Raw genomic sequence first — 14,419 nt, forward strand, 5'->3', positions numbered from 1 at the left:
AGCGAGACCATCATGAAGCCCGGTTTCTTGTTTTGCCTTGCCGCGGCGCTGTTCGGTGCCGCGCCCGCGGCCGCGCTGGCCGCGCAAGCCAGTGCATCGCTCGGCCCCCTCACATTCATCCTTGTCGACCTCGACCCCGCGGATGGCATCAGTCCTTCGCTGACATTGAGCGGCAGTTCGGGAAGCGCCGCGGCGCCGACGGCGGCCAGCTTCATCGCCCTTGACGGGCCGTTGACGCAAACGGATCTCCCCACCTGGACGGATTCCAGGCCGATCCAGCACGAGATCGAGCGTGGTACCGCGCAGCTGAACGCCACGGGGACGTTCAGCTTGACCGGCCGGGAGTCCCCGACGGGTGCGCTGCTGGCCGCGGCGGTGACCACGCAGGTGCTGGACGCCGCGCCCGGCCTGCATGCACTCAGCCGGCTCGCCGGCGACACGGGGGCCACAGCTTTCACATTATCCGCCAACACGAGGGTGCTGTTCAGCGTGCCATACGATGTCGCGCTTTCCACCGAGCCGCCGCCCGGTGCCGGCGAACGGCTCGAAGCGGGCATGGCGGCGGTCTGGCTGGGCGTCGAGGGGCTCGGGGGCGGCTATGACGAAGTGCGCTGGCTGAACCATGCGCCCGATGGCGCAGGCTTCCTTTCCGTGGCCCTGGAGAACGGCACGGGCTTCGACCAGGGCGGCACGTTGCGCTTCGGCGCGGATGTGCAGGTGGAATCCATTACGGCCGTGCCGGAACCCGGCATGCTGCCGATGCTGGGAGTGGGGCTTCTGGTGCTCGCGGGCTGCGCGAGCCGGCGACTCGGCGGCTATGCGGCGCTGTCGCGCTTTGCCCGCCGCCGGCGCGCATCCTTCGGGTCGGCGATCAGCGGCCGGTAGATCTCGATGCGGTCGCGCGGCTGCAAGACCGTGTCCAGCGTCTTCTTCTTGCCGTAGATCCCCACCGGCATCGTGACGAGGTTGATTTCCGGCGCCTCCTGCAGGATGCCGGATTGCTCGATCGCCTGGCCGATCGTCGTGCCGGCGTCCACATCGAGCGCGCGCAGGATCGGCAGCGGGTTGTCCTGCGAGTCCGCGCCCGGCGGGCGGGCGTAGCTCAGCGAGACCTTGATGCGCTCAGCCATATACCGTTTCCGCGCGCTTGCAGAACGAGTCGACCATGCTGTTGGCGATCATGCCGAACACGGGACCGATCACCTGTTCCAGCAGCCGGCTGGAGAATTCGTATTGCAGGTCCAGTTCCACTTTGCACGCATCCTCGCGCAGCGGCTTGAAGGTCCACGTGCCGTGCAGCGTCTTGAACGGGCCGTCGACCAGGTTCATCTTGATGGCCGTTGGTGGCGTATTCACGTTCGACGTGGTAAAGCTTTGCTTGACGCCGTGGAAATTGATGCCCACCGAGGCCACCACGGAGTTCTCGCCCCGTTCGCGCACTTCCACGCCGCCACACCAGGGCAGGAATTTGGGATAATCCTCGACCCTGTCCACCAGGTCGAACATCTGCTGCGCGCTGTATCCAAGGAATACCGATTTGTGTACTACCGCCATTTTTTAACCGTTTTTTAGTCGTTTGATATCATGTTGGACAAATCGCGCCCCGGCGCGAATGAAGACCGCAGTTTAACCGACCCGCGCTCAGTGCACCGCAATGCACGTTACGACAAAGAATTCACATGACCATTGCAGATAACCGCAAAGCCTTCCACGACTACTTCATCGAAGACCGCTACGAAGCGGGCATCGCGCTCGAAGGCTGGGAAGTGAAGGCAATCCGCGATGCGCGCGTCCAGATCAAGGAAGCATACGTTACGATCCGCGATAACGAACTGTACCTGTTTGGCGCGCACATCAGCGCACTGCCCACCGCTTCCACCCACATCCACCCGCAGGCCGTGCGCACCCGCAAGCTGCTGCTGCACCGCCAGGAAATCGACAAGCTGATCGGGAAGGTGGAACGCTCCGGCTACACGCTCGTGCCGCTCAACCTGCACTTCAAGGGCGGGCGGATCAAGTGCGAGATCGGGCTTGCCAAGGGTAAAAAACAGCACGACAAGCGCGCCGCCGAGCGGGATCACGACGCCAAGCGCGAGGCGCAGGCGGCGATGAAGCAGCATCGCAGGTAAGACGCAATTGCATCGCCGGTTGGTGTCGCACATCTTTTCCGGGCGCCTCACCCGGAAAAGGTGTGCGACACCGGTGTTCCCAACCGGCGTCGGCGGCAGCCGCGTATTCGCGTGTCCGCATGAGAGAAGGTCGTTCCCGGGCTAGCGCACGGGAAGACCGGTGTCGCACACTTTTTTTCCCGCAAGAGCGGGAAAAAATGTGCGACACCAGGCTCGGCTAGCGGTCTTGGCGTTGGCACTTTTGCACGTCGCGCGTGCACCACGCTGCGGCATGCTTCATTTCCGTGTGGCAATGAGTGCGTGCTACACTCCCGGGACTCCTTACACCGGTCCCGCCCATGTTCTTCAAAGTCGCCACCGCTACCGCCCTCGCAGCCGCCCTGGCCGGCTGCGCCGTACCGTACTCGCCCGCGCCGATCGCCGCGAACTTCCCGGCCGCGCGCCAGGAAAAGCTGCAGGCCGCCTCGCACTGGAATGCGGTGGCCGACCATATCGAGCAGCGCGTGGTCACGGAGATGAAGAAGCATCCGCAGCGGCCGTTCTACATCGCCGCGGACAAGGATGCGTCGCCGTTCAAGCGCGCCGTCACGAACCAGATCGTGACCTCGCTCGTCAAGGATGGCTTCGTGGTGTCGCGCACGCCGGCCGGTGCCTGGAACGTGGAGCTGGACATCCAGGCCGTGACGTTCACGCCGAACCGCCCGCAATACCGCTATTCCGGCGCGCACACGGCGCTCGCCACCGGCGCCTGGGTGCTGTCCGACATCGACCCGGCCGTCGGCCTCGTGTCGCTGGCTGGCGCGGCCGACGCCTTCCGGTGGTTCCACAGCCAGTTTGCCGGCGGAGCAACGCCGAAGACGGAACTCATCGTCACGCTGTCGGTCGGCGACCAGTTCCGCTACTATGCCCGTTCGACATCGGCCTACTACGTGGCCGATACCGACCGTGCGCTGTACGGCATCAAGGAAGAGGACACGCAATTGACCAAGGTATTCCAGGTACAGGGGGGCCGTTGATGCGCACCCTTGCCGCCCTCGCCATTGCCCTGGCCACCGCGCTGCTGGCAGGCTGCTCCAGCACGCCGCCGAAGGATGAAGCGAATTACGCCACGGTCTCGTCGAACCAGTTCGTCAACGCCAACTACAAGGCGGCCGAAGCGCTGCTGTCCCAGCTGAACGGCAAGCTGGCGGCCGACAAGCCGCTAATCATGGCCACCATCGTCAACATCGACGCGCTGGACCAGACTTCCACGCTGGGCCGCCTGATCTCCGAGCAGATCTCGACCCGCATGGCCCAGGGCGGCGTGAAGATGCTGGAAATGAAGCTGCGCAATTCGGTTTACCTGAAGCGCAACCAGGGCGAACTCATGCTTACACGAGAGATCGGCGAAGTGGCGCAGACGCACAGCGCCCAGGCCGTCGTCGTCGGTTCCTACGCCGAGACGAGCGACATGGTGTTCATCAACGTGAAAGTCGTCCAGCCGCAGAGCAACTTCGTGCTGGCCGGCCACGACTACGTGCTGGCCAAGGAAGGCATCGTGCGCTCGATGCTGCTGCAGCGCTGACAACCCTGCCAGGCGCGGATATAGTGGCGCTTTCGACAACGAAAGCCGGCCATGTTCGACCGCTGCACCTGGCTCAACGAGCCGCCCTCCCACCGCATCGACGACGGCGGCACGCTGCACGTCGTCACCGGCGACCAGACCGACTTCTGGCGCATCACCAGCTACGGCTTCATCCATGACAACGGCCACTTCCTCGCCGGGCGCGTGGAAGGGTCCTTCACGGCCCAGGTGCTCGTGCATGCCGACTTCACCACGCTGTACGACCAGGCCGGCCTGATGGTGCGCATCGATGCGCACCGCTGGCTCAAGGCCGGCGTGGAGTTTTCCGACGGGCAGCCGATGCTCAGCACCGTGCTGACCAACGAACGGTCCGACTGGGCAACCATGCCCGCGCCGGCCCTGCCCGATGGCTTCTGGCTGCGCGTCACGGTCGACGGTGGCGCAATCCGCGTGCAGTACTCGGCCGATGGCTGCGTATGGCCGCTGCTGCGCCTTGCGCCGTTTCCCGAAGCCGAGCATTACCTGGTCGGCCCGATGTGCTGCACGCCGCAGCGTGCAGGCCTCGACGCGCGCTTTTCCGACTTCACTGTCGGTCCCGCGCTGGGCAAGGACCTGCACGACCTCACGTAACACCGAGGAGCCCAGCCACGGCCGGCAGCACTTCCTGCGCCGGCAGCGCCAGCTTCAGACCGATCAGCTCGTCGGCGCGCGTCTTGCCGGCGTTGATGGCGGCGATCGGCTTGCCTTCCGCTGCCGCGATCTTGCAGAAGCGGAAACCCGAAAACACCATCAGCGAAGAGCCGACGACCAGCAGGGCATCGGCTTCGTCCATCCATTGCAGCGCCTGCCGCGTGCGCTCGGCCGGGATGTTATCGCCGAAGAACACCACGTCCGGCTGCAATACCCCGCCGCAGGCTTCGCACTGCGGCACGATGAATTCCTCCAGCGATTCAGGCTCCAGGTGCGCGTCGCCGTCCGGCAGCGGCTGGGCCAGCACGCTGCCCAGCGCGGGATTGTCGCGCAACAGGCGCTGCTGGAGCTCGGCCCGGTGCTGCCGCCGCTCGCACGCCAGGCAGCGCACGGTGTGGATATTGCCGTGCAATTCGATCAGCCGCACGCTGCCGGCGCGCTGGTGCAGGCCATCCACGTTTTGCGTGATCACCTGGCCAATATGACCGGCCGTTTCAAGCCGCGCAAGCGCGCGGTGCCCGGCGTTCGGCTCGGCACCGGCCAGCGTCGGCCAGCCCACCATGCTGCGCGCCCAGTAGCGGCGGCGCAGCGCGTCGCTGCTGCGAAATTCCGGCCCCTGCACGGGCGGCTTGCCGCGGCGCACGCCATCCTCGTCGCGGTAGCCTGGGATGCCCGAGGCGGTGGACAAGCCGGCGCCCGTCAGCACGAGTACGTTGCGGTGGCGGTCGAGAAACTCGGCCAATCGATCGATCTGTTCATTCATGGAGGGTATGCTACACCTGTCAATATTGACCCTGGTTTGAACCGTTCGCGCGGAATCCGGAATATACGGTGGACCGCGGTAATGGCGAGTCGCTACATATGGGAGCGCGGATGCAGCAAACAATAGCAGGCGGCCTGGCCTCGGCCGCCGGGGCGCGGCCCGGGCCGGCGCGGGCGGACACGGAAGAAGCGCGATGGCTGGCCCAGGTGGCACAGGGCAACCGCCAGGCCTTCGAGCGCCTGTACCGCGGCTATTTTCCCCGCCTCGCGCGCTTTCTCGGCCGCATGACGCACAGCGCTCCGCTGGTCGAGGAAATCATCAACGACACGATGCTCGTCGTGTGGCGGCGGGCGGGGAGCTATGATGGCAGCAGCAAGGTTTCGACGTGGGTGTTCGGCATCGCCTGGCGCAAGGCGAAGAAAGCCCTGTCGATGGTGGACGAGCCCGTGGCATCGGACGACGCCGCTTATCCGGACGAGTTTCCTTCGCCCGAGCAGCGGGCACTGGCGGACCAGCTGGCGCGGCGACTGGCCGCGGCCGTGGAATCGCTGCCCTGGCCGCAGCGGCTGGCCGTGGTGCTGACGTATTTCCACGGCATGGACTACGCGGAGATCGCCGACATTGCCGAATGCCCGGTGGGCACGGTCAAGACGCGCATGTTCCATGCGCGGCGCCGGCTGAAGGAACTGCTGGCCGGCGAGGAGGAAGAGTGATGGACACCCTTGAGAACGACGAGCACGCCGCGGCCTGGCCGCTGCTGCCCTGGCATGCGACAGGCCGGTTGGCCGGCACCGACGAAGCACTGGTGGCGGCGCACCTGCGCCATTGCGCCACCTGCCAGGCCGAGCTGGCCTGGCAACGCCGCCTGCATGGCGCGGCAGCACAGGCCGGCCAGGATGTGCCCATCCCGGATGCGGATGCGGCGCTGGCACGCCTGCTGCCCCGCCTGGACGAACCCGTGGACGCCGAACGGCGCCAGCCTCGGGCTCCCGGCATGCTGGCCGCCCTGTTCGCCTGGCTGCGCAGCACGCCGCTCGTGCCGGCCGCCCTCGCGATGATGCTGGTCGCCCTTTTCGTGGTGCGGCAGCCTGACCCGGTCACGGGCTACCGGGGCCTCGGGCCGATCCCGGAAGCGGCGGGCAACACGACCGTGGTGTTCCGGCCCGACACGGGCGCGGGCGAAGTGCGCCGCATCCTTGCCGCCGCCGGGGCCGGGGCGGTTCACGGCCCCACCGCCGCCGGGGCCTACGTGCTGGAGATCGCGCCCGGCCAGCGTGCGGCGGCGCTGGAGCGGCTGCGCGCCGAATCGGCCGTGCTGATGGCCGAACCGCTCGACGCGCCGGAGCCGCGGTGAAAGCCCTGCTCGCCTGCCTGTCCTTGAGCATGGCATGCCTGGGCGCGCGCGCCACCGAGCCCGACGCAACCGCGGCCCCAACGCCCGCCCCGGCCGCGCGCCTGCTGCTGATGCTGCGCATGGCTCCCCCGCATTTCCGGCCCGACGTCACGTACGCCGGCCGCTACGATGCCGACGCCGGCAGCGCCGCCCGCCGCCGGATCGCCGCCGCCCTGGCGCAGCGCCACGGCCTGGTGCTGAAGGATGGCTGGGCGATGCCGGCCATCGGCATCGATTGCTATGTGCTCGAAGTGCCGCCCAGCGCCTCGCCGGAAGCCGCGGCGGCGCAGCTGGAGCAGGACCCGCGCGTGGCATGGGTGCAGCGCGTGCAGCAGTTCTCCGGCATGGCGGTGGGCACCGCCGACACGCTGTATCCGGCCCAGCCGGGCGGCCGCTACTGGCACGTGGCCGAACTGCACCGCAGCGCCACCGGCCGCGGCGTGACCGTGGCGGTGATCGACAGCGGCGTCGACCCGGCACATCCCGATCTCGCCGGCCAGGTCGCCGAGACGCGCAATTTCGCCGCCACGCCATACCGGCCCGAATCGCACGGCACGGCGGTGGCGGGCATCATCGCGGCGCGCGGCGGCAACGGCGCCGGTATTCTCGGCGTGGCGCCCGGCGCGCGGGTGATGGCGCTGCGCGCCTGCTGGCAGGAGGCGGCGGACACCCGCTGCGACACTTTTACGCTTGGCAAGGCACTCAATTACGCGCTGCTGCACGAGCCGCGCGTGATCAACCTGTCCGTCGGCGGCCCGCCGGACCGCCTGCTGGCCACGCTGCTCGATGCCGCGCTGGCAAAGAATATTGCGATCGTGGGTGCGGCCGATCCGCGCGGCCCCGCCTTCCCCGCCGACCACCCCGGCGTGCTCGCCGTGGCCAGCCTCGAGGACCCGCAACGCGCGTCCGCCGGTGCGGCCATCCTGCGCGCGCCGGGCCGCGACGTTCCCGCCACCGTTCCCGGCGCCCGCTGGACCTTCGTTTCGGGCAGCTCGTTCGCCGCCGCCCACGTGGCCGGCCTGGCCGCCCTGCTTGCGGAACTGAAGCCGGGCGAGCGGCCCGCCGGCCTGCGCCGCGCGCTGGCGCCCACCGCCGCGCCGAACACTGCTACCATCGATGCATGTGCCACCATCGCCCGCGTCACGGGCGCCTGTGCCTGCTCATGCATGCCTGCGACCGCTGCCCGCCCCTAGTTTTTCCACCCTCAGGCTTCCCGGCCGCCGGGGCGCCATTCGCGGCCGCAAGGGCGCTTTTTGCGGTCCTGCTCTGCTTCGTGGTCCTGCACCCCGCCACGGCGTACGCCCAATGGTCCGGCAGCGTTGCCGCCCTGTCCGAATACCGCTATCGGGGCAATGCGCTCAGCGAAGGCAAGCCGTCGGTACAGGCGGGCGTGGCCTACGACGCCGGCGGCTGGTATGCGGGCGGGTTCGCGGCGGGCACGCGCTGGTATGGGCGCCGCGGCGCGCAATGGCTGCTGTACGCGGGCCGTGCGGGCCGCCTCGCGAATGGCATGTCGTGGGATGCCGGCATCAGCACCGTGCGCACCACGAACGGCGCCTATGGCGGCTACAACGAGGTGTACACGGGACTGTGGCGCGGCGGGGCCGCCGGCAGCATGTCGGCGCGCCTGTCATGGTCGCCCCGTTATGCCGGCGGCGATGCGCGCACCCTGTATGCGGAGCTCGATGCCGGCACCGCCGTGAGCGACAGGATCGATGCGTTCTTCCACGCCGGCTTGCTGCATGCCTTGTCCGGCCCCCGCGTGCCGCAGCGGGCGGACGTGCGGGTGGGATTGTCGGCACGGGTCGGCGAATTCGGTGTGCAGGTGGCGTATGACCGGAACAATCATCGCGGGGGTTATGCGGTGTCGTATCCGGGTTATTACGGTTACACGGCGCCGCCGTCGCGGGATGCGGTGATCGTCTCCGTCAGCCGGGGGTTTTGATAGCAGGGAGCATCCAGCGCGCGAGCCGCTCGCCGACAGCGGCGATGGCAGAGGGCTGCCGCCTCAACGCCCCCGGAACCGCAGCGTGTTGATCAACGTATTGGTCGTATCGATATCCGCCAGCGCCTCGCCGGAAACGCGCAGCAGGCTGCGTTCGCGCACGCGCAGCAGCTCCTCGATCAGCGCGTTCGCCGGCATGGCGGAGAGGGCCAGCTCGGTCGGCTGGATGCCTTCATAGCTGCCGTACGTCGCGTGCAGCACCGCCAGCACCTGCCGCGTGGCCGCCTCGTCGAGCCGCCGCGGGGCCGGCGCCTTTTCGGATGGCGGAGAGTCCGACAATTGCTGGGCCAGCGCATTGAAATTCATCGCCGTCAGTTGCGGCCGCGTTTGCAGATAAAAATCGCGCGCCTTGCCTTCCAGGCCGCGCGGGTCGAAGGCCAGCAGCGCATCCCTGCCCTGCGGGCCGCCGGCGCGCAGCATGAATGTGACGGCGCGCGCGAACGTGTCGGCCTCCTTCGTGGCCAGCACCGCCGACACGGCCGGCACGCTTTCCGGCGAGCCGACCCACATCAGCACTTCCAGCACGCGGTTGACGACGGATGCGTCCCCCAGCAGTCCGCGCAGGTGCCGCTCGGCCAATGCGCCGTACTGCCCATACAGGTAGATGCAGACGGAGGTGGCGTCGACCGTGTAGCCATGCTGGGGTACCAGCACGGTGACGTCGCCGCGCAGGAACACCTTGTCGATCAGGGGGAACAGGCGGGGATCGCGGTCCGCCGCGCTGGCGTGCACGAAGCGGAACAGTTGCTGGTTCTGGGTTTGTACGGCGGCACCCGCCGGATCGATCGCCAGCAGCGCCTGCATCGACAATGCCCGGTCGGCGGGCTCGCCCAGCGCACGCAAGAAGTAACCGACATCGAGCAGCACGAGCTGGTTCGGCTTCGCCTTCTTGAGCTCCGCGGCCAGTTCGCGCCGCAGTACCGGCAAGGCAACCGACTTGTGATTGCCGAACCAGCGCCACGCGGCATCGAGTTCGCGGCGCTGCTGCTGCGCCTCCTGTCCCGCCGACGCCGCCGCCGACGCCGACATCGCGCGCATCTTCGCGATACGATCGAGCGTTTCCTGTTCCGGCGTGGCCGCCGCCGCCACCGATGCCATGGCCAGCAGCGCCGCCGCCACGGCCTTCTTCAATACCGCCATGAGTTTCCTTATTTGCCCCGCAGGCGCGCCTTCTGGTCTTCCACGGAGGCGCGCCATGCCTCGAAGTGCTCGCTATCCTGCCACAGCTCGAAGAGTTCGGAGCGCGCGGAAAGAATCAGGTCGAGCGCGCGCCCGGCCTTGTCCAGCAGGTCGGCGCGCGGCTTGTACTTGTCCTTGACGATGTCGACCCATTCGTCGATCGCGGCCGAGTCATCGTCTTCCACGCCGCCGCGCCCTTCCAGCCGCAGCAGCGTTTCCACGGCCGCCAGCCCCTCCGCGCCGAACGGCGCCTCCAGATAATCGGCGTTGTCAGGCGACAGCACGTTGTCGAGCGTGTCGCCGATGAAGTACAGGTCGTTCGATTCATGCAGGTCTTCGGCCCAGTCCTGCGCGAAGTCGTTGCCGAACGGTCCCGTTGCCCACGTCCCCATGCTTCCTCCTTGTGTTATGACGGGGCGCGCACCACGCGCCCCTTGTCCTGCGTCTTGACGACCTGCATCGCGGTTGCGATCAGGCTGCTCATATCGCCCAGGTTGGCCGGCACGATGAGCGTGTTGTTGGTCTTGGCCAGTTCGCGGAACGCGTCCACGTATTGCTCGGCCACCTTCAGGTTCATCGCCTCTTCGCCACCCGGTTGCTCGATCGCGGAGCCCACCTGGCGCAGCGCCTCGGCGGTGGCTTCGGCGATCGCCACGATGGCGTTAGCCTCGCCCTGCGCGCGGTTGATGGCGGCTTGCCGCTCGCCCTCGGAACGGGCAATGGCCGCCTCGCGCTCGCCCGTGGCGATATTGATCTGTTCCTGCTTGCGCCCTTCCGAAGCGGCGATCAGCGCGCGCTTGTTGCGCTCGGCCGTGATCTGCGCCTGCATGGCGTGCAGGATGTCGGCCGGCGGCGTCAGGTCCTTGATCTCGTAGCGCAGCACCTTCACGCCCCAGTTGGCGGCCGATTCGTCGATCGCGTTCACCACGGTGGTGTTGATGTGGTCGCGCTCCTCGAACGTTTTATCGAGTTCCATGCGGCCGATGACGGAACGCAGCGTCGTCTGCGCCAGCTGCGTGATCGCGGCAATGTAGTTCGACGAACCGTACGAGGCGCGCATCGGATCGGTCACCTGGAAGTACAGGATGCCGTCCACCTGCAATTGCGTGTTGTCCTTCGTGATGCAGACCTGCGAAGGCACGTCGAGCGGGATCTCCTTCAGGATGTGCTTGTAGGCCACGCGGTCGACGAACGGCACCACGATATTCAGGCCGGGCGCCAGCGTGGAATGGTACTTGCCGAGCCGCTCGACCACCCAGGCGTGCTGCTGCGGCACCACGTTGATAGTCTTGAACACGAAGACCAGCGCCACGAACAGGATGACGAGGGCGACGGTGCCGAAGGTGATTTCCATTGATTCTCCGTTCTTGTTCAGCCGACGATCAGCGTACTGCCGCGTACTTCGCGGATCGTGAAAGTGCCCGTGTGCGGCGCGGCTCCCGGCGCCAGCTCGACGTCCCACAGCGCGCCGCGGTACATCACGCGGGCCGTGTGGCCCTCCCAGTGGGCCACCTGCACCTGCTGGCCGATATCGAGGTTCACGTTCGGATCGCGCGTGGCGGGCACCGTGGCCGGCTCGTTGCGGCGGCGCCGGCGCAGCAGCACGGTGGCGATGATGGCCACCACGGCCGCCGCCAGCATCTGGCCCGGCAGGTCGACGCGCAACGCCGCCACCAGCGCCCCGGCCAGCGCGCCGAGCGCCACCATCAGCAAATAAAAGGTGCCGCTGAACAGTTCCAGCGCCACCAGCACGCCGGCGGCGATGAGCCACATGACCCAGTCAGGCATCGGAATCGTCTCCTATCGAATGAAAACCCTCGCGGCCCTGGTAAGCGCGGCGAGGGTTGGCGTAACGATAGAGCAATTTGGGGCTATTGGGTAGAGCGGGCGGTGGATGCCGCAAGGAGCGGCTGATCCGCAGGGGGCTATCCCGGCGCGCGGGAGGTGGATGTTGCAAAGAGCGGCTGATCCGCAGGGGTCTGTTCCCGGTAAGGGTTGGCTTATGCGCTTGCTGCCATCGTGTCGAGGGGACTGACCCCAGCCTTCGGCTGGCTCCGCTGGAACGCAGGCCAAAGGCTGGGGTCAGTCCCCTCGGAAACGCCGGCAACAGGGCATGGGCTGCCTGTTGCCGGGGACGGACCCCTATACCTCGGAGGTCGCGGTTACATCCGCCGACAACCGGTGTCGGACACCCGTTGGGTGTCCGACACCAGCGCACCGGAAGCCGCGGAGCGGGATTACTTCTGCAACGCAGCCAGCTTCTGCCATGTATCCACCACCGAGTCCGGATTCAGCGACATCGACTCGATGCCCTGCTCCATCAGCCATTCGGCGAGGTCCGGGTGGTCCGAAGGGCCCTGGCCGCAGATGCCGATGTACTTGCCCTGCTTGCGGCAGGCGGAGATTGCCATCGACAGCAGTGCCTTCACGGCCGGGTCGCGTTCGTCGAAGTCGGCGGCCAGCAGTTCCATGCCGGAGTCGCGGTCCAGGCCGAGCGTGAGCTGGGTGAGGTCGTTCGAGCCGATCGAGAAGCCGTCGAAGTATTCCAGGAACTGCTCGGCCAGCACGGCGTTGGACGGCACTTCGCACATCATGATCAGGCGCAGACCGTTCTCGCCGCGCTTCAGGCCATTTTTCGCCAGCAGCTCGACGACCTTCTTCGCCTGGCCCAGCGTGCGCACGAACGGCACCATCAGTTCCACGTTGGTCAGGCCCATGTCTTCGCGCACGCGCTTCATGGCCTGGCATTCCATGTTGAACGACTCGGCAAAGTCCTCGGCGATGTAGCGCGCGGCGCCGCGGAAGCCCAGCATCGGGTTTTCCTCGTCCGGCTCGTAGCGGGAACCGCCGATCAGCTTCTTGTACTCGTTCGACTTGAAGTCGGAGAGGCGCACGATCACCGGCTTCGGCCAGAACGCGGCGGCAATCGTCGCCACGCCTTCGGCCAGCTTGTCCACGTAGAACGCCCTCGGCGACGCGTGGCCGCGCGCCACCGATTCCACGGCCTTTTTCAGGTCCGGGTCGATGTTCGGGTATTCCAGGATCGCCTTGGGGTGCACGCCGATATTGTTGTTGATGATGAACTCCAGGCGGGCCAGGCCCACGCCGGCGTTCGGCACCTGCTGGAAGTCGAAGGCCAGCTGCGGGTTACCCACGTTCAGCATGATCTTGGTCGGCAGCTTGGGCAGCTCGCCGCGCGAGACTTCCGACACTTCCGTTTCCAGCAGGCCGTCGTAGATCTTGCCCTCGTCGCCTTCCGCGCACGACACGGTCACGAACGTGCCATCCTTCAGCACTTCGGTCGCGTCGCCGCAGCCGACGACGGCCGGCACGCCCAGTTCGCGGGCGATGATCGCCGCGTGGCAGGTACGGCCGCCGCGGTTCGTCACGATCGCCGAGGCGCGCTTCATCACCGGTTCCCAGTTCGGGTCGGTCATGTCGGCCACCAGCACGTCGCCCGGCTGCACGCGTTCCATTTCCGACGGGTCGGTGATCACGCGCACGGGCCCGGCGCCGATCTTCTGGCCGATCGCGCGGCCCGAGGTCAGCACGGTGCCGGTCGACTTCAACTTGAAGCGCTGCTGCGCGTCGGTGGGCTTCTGCTGCGACTTCACCGTTTCCGGGCGCGCCTGCAGGATGAACAGCTTGCCGTCGCGGCCGTCCTTGCCCCACTCGATGTCCATCGGGCGGCCGTAGTGGCGCTCGATGATCACGGCGTATTTCGCCAGTTCGACCACTTCGGCATCGGTCAGCGAGTAGCGGTTGCGCAGCTCGATCGGCACGTCCACGGTCTTCACCGAGCGGCCGGCCTTGGCTTCGTTGGTGAATTCCATCTTGATCAGCTTCGAGCCGATATTGCGTCGGATGACGGGCGACTTGCCCTGCTCCAGCATCGGCTTGTGCACATAGAATTCATCGGGGTTCACGGCACCCTGCACCACCGTCTCGCCCAGGCCGTAGCTGGAGGTGATGAACACCACGTCCTTGAAGCCCGATTCGGTATCGATCGTGAACATCACGCCGGCCGCGCCGGTATCCGAACGCACCATGCGCTGCACGCCGGCAGAGAGCGCTACCTCGGCATGCGTGAAGCCCTTGTGCACGCGGTAGGAAATGGCGCGGTCGTTGTACAGCGATGCGAACACGTGCTTCATCGCGTCCAGCACGTTGTCGATGCCGACCACGTTCAGGAAGGTTTCCTGCTGGCCGGCGAACGAGGCATCCGGCAAGTCTTCGGCGGTGGCGGAGGAACGCACGGCGAACGACACTTCGGCATCCGATTCGGCCACCAGCTTGTCGTAGTACGCGCGGATTTCCTGCTCCAGGCGCGGCTGGAACGGCGTGTCGACGATCCACTGGCGGATCTCGGCGCCGGCCTGGGCCAGCGAACGCACGTCGTCGATGTTCAGGTCGGACAGGCGGTCGGCGATGCGGTCGGCCAGCGACTTGCCGCCGTCGATCGAATGCGACAGGAAGTCGCGGAACGCCTGCGCGGTGGTGGCGAAGCCGCCGGGAACACGCACGCCCGCTTCCGCGAGCTGGCTGATCATCTCGCCGAGCGAGGCGTTTTTGCCGCCCACGGATTCGACATCCGTCATGCGCAGGTGCTCGAACGACGCCACGTAAACGGGCGTGCCGCTCTGCTCCTGTGCGGGGATACTGAGTGCTGCGTTGAACAAGTTGGTCATGATGACAC

17 protein-coding genes are annotated in these 14,419 nt (G+C 67.1%); 9 read left to right on the forward strand and 8 right to left on the reverse strand.

What is annotated here, in order from left to right:
* Window positions 1–12 precede the first annotated feature (12 nt).
* Entirely contained in the window at window positions 13–885 is an 873-nt protein-coding gene (locus V6Z91_RS26485) for a hypothetical protein (RefSeq protein WP_338763339.1), read from the forward strand.
* On the opposite strand, the gene V6Z91_RS26490 is transcribed toward V6Z91_RS26485, so the two are convergent.
* The gene (locus V6Z91_RS26490) at window positions 816–1,130 is read right to left on the reverse strand and encodes an RnfH family protein (protein ID WP_338763342.1); all 315 of its coding nucleotides are present in this window, start codon (window positions 1,128–1,130) and stop codon (window positions 816–818) included. The genes V6Z91_RS26485 and V6Z91_RS26490 overlap by 70 nt on opposite strands.
* Window positions 1,123–1,554: a type II toxin-antitoxin system RatA family toxin gene (locus tag V6Z91_RS26495; RefSeq protein WP_338763345.1), complete on the reverse strand. Its 432-nt coding sequence runs from the start codon at window positions 1,552–1,554 to the stop codon at window positions 1,123–1,125. The genes V6Z91_RS26490 and V6Z91_RS26495 overlap by 8 nt, the downstream gene beginning before the upstream one ends.
* Window positions 1,555–1,679: 125 nt before the next feature.
* On the opposite strand from V6Z91_RS26495, the gene smpB reads away from it, so the two are divergent.
* From smpB to V6Z91_RS26515, 4 genes are all read left to right on the forward strand, one after another.
* Window positions 1,680–2,129 carry an SsrA-binding protein SmpB gene (smpB, locus tag V6Z91_RS26500; protein WP_338763348.1) on the forward strand — a complete coding sequence of 150 codons (450 nt, stop codon included), beginning with the start codon at window positions 1,680–1,682 and terminating at the stop codon, window positions 2,127–2,129.
* A gap of 338 nt (window positions 2,130–2,467) precedes the next feature.
* Entirely contained in the window at window positions 2,468–3,145 is a 678-nt protein-coding gene (locus V6Z91_RS26505) for a hypothetical protein (RefSeq protein WP_338763351.1), read from the forward strand.
* Window positions 3,145–3,693 (forward strand): FlgO family outer membrane protein, encoded by a 549-nt coding sequence (locus V6Z91_RS26510; RefSeq protein ID WP_338763353.1) that lies wholly within the window; start codon window positions 3,145–3,147, stop codon window positions 3,691–3,693. Before V6Z91_RS26505 ends, V6Z91_RS26510 begins: the two co-directional genes overlap by 1 nt.
* Before the next feature lie 51 nt (window positions 3,694–3,744).
* Window positions 3,745–4,323 carry a DUF1349 domain-containing protein gene (locus tag V6Z91_RS26515; protein WP_338763356.1) on the forward strand — a complete coding sequence of 193 codons (579 nt, stop codon included), beginning with the start codon at window positions 3,745–3,747 and terminating at the stop codon, window positions 4,321–4,323.
* Here V6Z91_RS26515 and V6Z91_RS26520 read toward each other — a convergent pair.
* On the reverse strand, window positions 4,316–5,146 hold the full coding sequence (locus V6Z91_RS26520) for an NAD-dependent protein deacetylase (protein WP_338763358.1): 831 nt from the start codon (window positions 5,144–5,146) through the stop codon (window positions 4,316–4,318). The genes V6Z91_RS26515 and V6Z91_RS26520 overlap by 8 nt on opposite strands.
* A 110-nt stretch (window positions 5,147–5,256) precedes the next feature.
* Here V6Z91_RS26520 and V6Z91_RS26525 point away from each other — a divergent pair, with 110 nt between their 5' ends.
* The 4 genes from V6Z91_RS26525 (at window position 5,257) to V6Z91_RS26540 (ending at window position 8,484) form a co-directional block, all read left to right on the forward strand.
* On the forward strand, window positions 5,257–5,859 hold the full coding sequence (locus V6Z91_RS26525) for a sigma-70 family RNA polymerase sigma factor (protein WP_338763359.1): 603 nt from the start codon (window positions 5,257–5,259) through the stop codon (window positions 5,857–5,859).
* Window positions 5,856–6,500: a hypothetical protein gene (locus tag V6Z91_RS26530; RefSeq protein WP_338763362.1), complete on the forward strand. Its 645-nt coding sequence runs from the start codon at window positions 5,856–5,858 to the stop codon at window positions 6,498–6,500. The genes V6Z91_RS26525 and V6Z91_RS26530 overlap by 4 nt, the downstream gene beginning before the upstream one ends.
* Window positions 6,497–7,732 (forward strand): S8 family serine peptidase, encoded by a 1,236-nt coding sequence (locus tag V6Z91_RS26535; protein WP_338763364.1) that lies wholly within the window; start codon window positions 6,497–6,499, stop codon window positions 7,730–7,732. The genes V6Z91_RS26530 and V6Z91_RS26535 overlap by 4 nt, the downstream gene beginning before the upstream one ends.
* Before the next feature lie 80 nt (window positions 7,733–7,812).
* Window positions 7,813–8,484, forward strand: coding sequence for a TorF family putative porin (locus V6Z91_RS26540; protein WP_338763366.1), 672 nt, complete (start codon window positions 7,813–7,815; stop codon window positions 8,482–8,484).
* Between the two features lie 63 nt (window positions 8,485–8,547).
* Here the strand turns inward: V6Z91_RS26540 and V6Z91_RS26545 are convergent, their stop codons facing one another.
* From V6Z91_RS26545 to ppsA, 5 genes are all read right to left on the reverse strand, one after another.
* On the reverse strand, window positions 8,548–9,684 hold the full coding sequence (locus V6Z91_RS26545; RefSeq protein WP_338763368.1) for a hypothetical protein: 1,137 nt from the start codon (window positions 9,682–9,684) through the stop codon (window positions 8,548–8,550).
* Window positions 9,685–9,692: 8 nt separating this feature from the next.
* Window positions 9,693–10,115 carry a DUF4259 domain-containing protein gene (locus tag V6Z91_RS26550; RefSeq protein WP_338763371.1) on the reverse strand — a complete coding sequence of 141 codons (423 nt, stop codon included), beginning with the start codon at window positions 10,113–10,115 and terminating at the stop codon, window positions 9,693–9,695.
* 14 nt (window positions 10,116–10,129) lie between these two features.
* Complete coding sequence (locus V6Z91_RS26555; RefSeq protein WP_338763374.1) at window positions 10,130–11,077, reverse strand: stomatin-like protein; 948 nt, start codon at window positions 11,075–11,077, stop codon at window positions 10,130–10,132.
* Window positions 11,078–11,094: 17 nt separating this feature from the next.
* The gene (locus V6Z91_RS26560) at window positions 11,095–11,511 is read right to left on the reverse strand and encodes an NfeD family protein (protein WP_338763376.1); all 417 of its coding nucleotides are present in this window, start codon (window positions 11,509–11,511) and stop codon (window positions 11,095–11,097) included.
* Between the two features lie 449 nt (window positions 11,512–11,960).
* Complete coding sequence (gene ppsA, locus V6Z91_RS26565; protein ID WP_338772057.1) at window positions 11,961–14,321, reverse strand: phosphoenolpyruvate synthase; 2,361 nt, start codon at window positions 14,319–14,321, stop codon at window positions 11,961–11,963.
* Window positions 14,322–14,419: the final 98 nt, after the last annotated feature.

Origin of the sequence: Massilia sp. METH4 (genome assembly GCF_037094685.1) — a bacterium.
GTDB lineage: Bacteria > Pseudomonadota > Gammaproteobacteria > Burkholderiales > Burkholderiaceae_D > Rugamonas.